Annotated in this window: 3 protein-coding genes and 1 pseudogene; 2 read left to right on the forward strand and 2 right to left on the reverse strand. The window is 47.3% G+C overall.

The window, feature by feature from the left end; all coding sequences use genetic code 11:
• Positions 1-148 (forward strand): annotated as a pseudogene (locus GTP27_RS23970) (IS5/IS1182 family transposase); the annotation flags it as partial.
• A 194-nt stretch (positions 149-342) separates the two neighbouring features.
• On the opposite strand, the gene GTP27_RS23150 reads toward GTP27_RS23970, so the two are convergent.
• On the reverse strand, positions 343-726 hold the full coding sequence (locus GTP27_RS23150) for a lysozyme inhibitor LprI family protein (RefSeq protein ID WP_161041445.1): 384 nt from the start codon (positions 724-726) through the stop codon (positions 343-345).
• Between the two features lie 600 nt (positions 727-1,326).
• Between GTP27_RS23150 and GTP27_RS23155 the strand changes: the two genes are divergently transcribed.
• A complete protein-coding gene (locus GTP27_RS23155; protein ID WP_161041446.1) occupies positions 1,327-1,617 on the forward strand; it encodes an H-NS histone family protein in 291 nt (96 codons plus the stop codon).
• 30 nt (positions 1,618-1,647) lie between these two features.
• Here GTP27_RS23155 and GTP27_RS23160 read toward each other — a convergent pair whose 3' ends face one another.
• Positions 1,648-2,274: a tyrosine-type recombinase/integrase gene (locus GTP27_RS23160; RefSeq protein ID WP_161037040.1), complete on the reverse strand. Its 627-nt coding sequence runs from the start codon at positions 2,272-2,274 to the stop codon at positions 1,648-1,650.
• Positions 2,275-2,694: the final 420 nt, after the last annotated feature.

Here is a 2,694-nt window from a genome sequence, read left to right on the forward strand (position 1 = left end):
GATCAAGTCCTGGATGGGCTGGACCCACTTCCTTACGAAAGGGCTGGAGCGCGTCCAGGCCGAGATGGGCCTGCATGTGCTTGCCTATAATTTCAAACGCTTGATGAGCTTGCTTGGCTTTGCCAGGGTGATGGAGGCGATCAGGGCATATGCCCTTTTTGCAAGCCTAAAACACTTACTCAGAGCGTTAATCTTGTTGGCCCCACCGAAAGTGCAGACGAGATGGCGAAGCGCCAACAATGCTCTCCGGGGCTTCCAAACTTGCCCATGCAGATAAAATTAATTTGTCGGCACTGCAGAGTGTGTTTTTACACGGTCTGGGCCGCATGCAGTCGCTTTAGTTCAATATGCAGGGCAGCTCAAGTTTCCTTCTTTGCACACGCTAAGTTCTTTTATTTCTTGCAAACGGATGGCGGTTTTCTCTGAAAGACATAAGTACCGAACCATTGGATAAACGCTGCCTCCCTCCACGCCGGAGCTTTCAAATTCACAAGAAGCATCTCTGAATTTTATCCAAGCACGTTGCGCATCTTTAAGCTGCTTTTTCTGAGACTCTCTGAGACGAACGCGATATTCGGCATAAGCAATATTTAGTTTTCTATCTTGCTCAGCGTAATCTTGTCTTGCACATTCTGTCATCTCAACTTGAGTTTTCGGGGCCTCGCAATTTGCTACTGCTGAGCGAAAAAATACGCAAAGAAGAGCGAAAACAATTTTCTTCATCATTTTAAACCGAAGTTTCCAAATCGAATTCTAGCTAATGGTATCTGTCGGCTTCTGGCCGTATTCAACCAGTGAAAGAGGATATCAGCTTGCCCCTCCCCAAAATACGCGAAATCTCACTAGTCTGTGCATACTAGTCAATTGAATGCCAATAATGACGCGCAATGAGCGTCGATTGTGACCATTGCGGAGTTGCTGGACGGCAATCAGGATATCTTTTGAGGAAGCGCTTGCGGCGAATGGTGTGCTTATTCACCGCAAAATATGCGGCGAATAGAACCTGTAGACAAGAAAAACACGGGCAGGATTGTTCCAGGTATGCCGACATGTAGAAATGAAATCTTCTCGTTACCGACTTGTTGGCTGTAGTGGACGGCAAAGTATCTTCTTAATGTAGCGAATTCGCCCCTTGGGGGGGGCAAGCTTTAGCGGTCTCTGTTGCAGAAAAAATTGTCCATTACCGCCGAAATACTCACCAATAGGTGTCGTTGCTGGGATAGTATTTTTGATAGCCTTAAAAGGCATACCTTACTCTTCCGTTCAACAGAAAAAAGATTAGGGCTTGTACAATCAACGCATCGCCAATGATTTTAGGGATCATCAATGTCTACCTATCAGGATTATCAAAAGCAAATCGCTGAGCTCCAAGCCAAAGCTGAAGCCGCGCGGCTAAATGAGATTTCAGAAGCGAAGGCAAAAATTCGGGCAATTATGAACGAATATGGTTTGACTTTAGCTGACATCGGTGGAAGTCCCAAATCGATGCCTAAGGCCTCGCGCAAGCCTGTAGAAATCAAATATAAAGATGCGGCAACAGGCGCCACTTGGACAGGTCGTGGACGCGCTCCTAAGTGGCTTGCGGGTAAAGATAAAAGCCAATACCTGATCCGATGAAAGAATTTGGTGCGCGTCCATATGGCAATATTAAGCATCTGTTTGCTCGGCCATTTCAAGCGCATCATCTACCTCAATGCCTAGGTATCGCACAGTGCTCTCAAGTCGTGTATGCCCCAACAGCAGCTGCACAGCGCGCAGGTTCTTCGTACGACGATAGATGAGCGTGGGCTTGGTTCGTCGTAAAGTATGTGTGCTGTACGCCGTTGGATCCAAGCCAATTTCATCAAACCATTGATGTGCTATTCGCGCATATTGTCTAGTTGATATATGTGGTGATCCACTGATTCGACTCGAGAATAGATAATCATCGTGCCGCAATCCGGCAACATTAATCCATTCAAGCAAGCTCTTTCTGGTGCCTGCCGTTAGCTCAAATTGAACGGGCTGCTTTGTTTTTTGCTGCATCACAGTCGCCCGATTTGCTACATGATTGCCGTGAACCACATCGAGTACGCGTAGTTGTACCAAATCACAGCCCCGCAGCTTGCTGTCTATAGCGAGATTGAAAAGTGCCAGATCGCGCTGGCGCCCGTAGATTTCAAGCCTGACCCGAATAGCCCAGATTTCACTGATGCGCAGCGGCATCTTCTGGCCTACTAGCTTGCCTTTGTTCCATGGCGAATTGTGCTCTGAAGCATAAGTCTTGGTGTTCATAATCGACCTCCCTGTGTTGGAGCTCCACTATGCGCCGACTTCATCAATAGGGTTGTTCCTGTAGCGTTAGAATTCGAGGATTTTCCTTCTGGGCAAAATGTTATGCTAATTCTCAGGCTGCAGTCGGCCAGCAGCGGACGGTCGCCTAATGCGACTAGCGATAGGGCTAGGAAGCATAGAATACGCCAGAGTCTTCTTTATATGCTGGAATTTCGATATGGCAAAAAATCCCCTAGACGAGAGGTTGAGTATCCTTGAAACCTACCTACGCTCTATTCAGTAAATGCAATGTCTGTAGTGGTCAACCTATCCCGGACACTACGTTAAGTTTTTCTTCTTTGACGGCCGGAGCCAATCCCTCATTGAACTGATGTGGCCGTATCCGGTTATAGCGGTGCATCAGGTAATAGCTGATGTCCC

It is taken from the genome of Duganella qianjiadongensis, from assembly GCF_009857915.1.
Classification (GTDB): Bacteria; Pseudomonadota; Gammaproteobacteria; order Burkholderiales; family Burkholderiaceae_D; genus Rugamonas; species Rugamonas qianjiadongensis.

Bases quoted from the DNA above. Each gene is read 5' to 3' on its own strand.
- GTP27_RS23150 (WP_161041445.1), bottom strand. From the start codon at position 726: ATGATGAAGAAAATTGTTTTCGCTCTTCTTTGCGTATTTTTTCGCTCA.
- GTP27_RS23155 (WP_161041446.1), top strand. From the start codon at position 1,327: ATGTCTACCTATCAGGATTATCAAAAGCAAATCGCTGAGCTCCAAGCC.
- GTP27_RS23160 (WP_161037040.1), bottom strand. From the start codon at position 2,274: ATGAACACCAAGACTTATGCTTCAGAGCACAATTCGCCATGGAACAAA.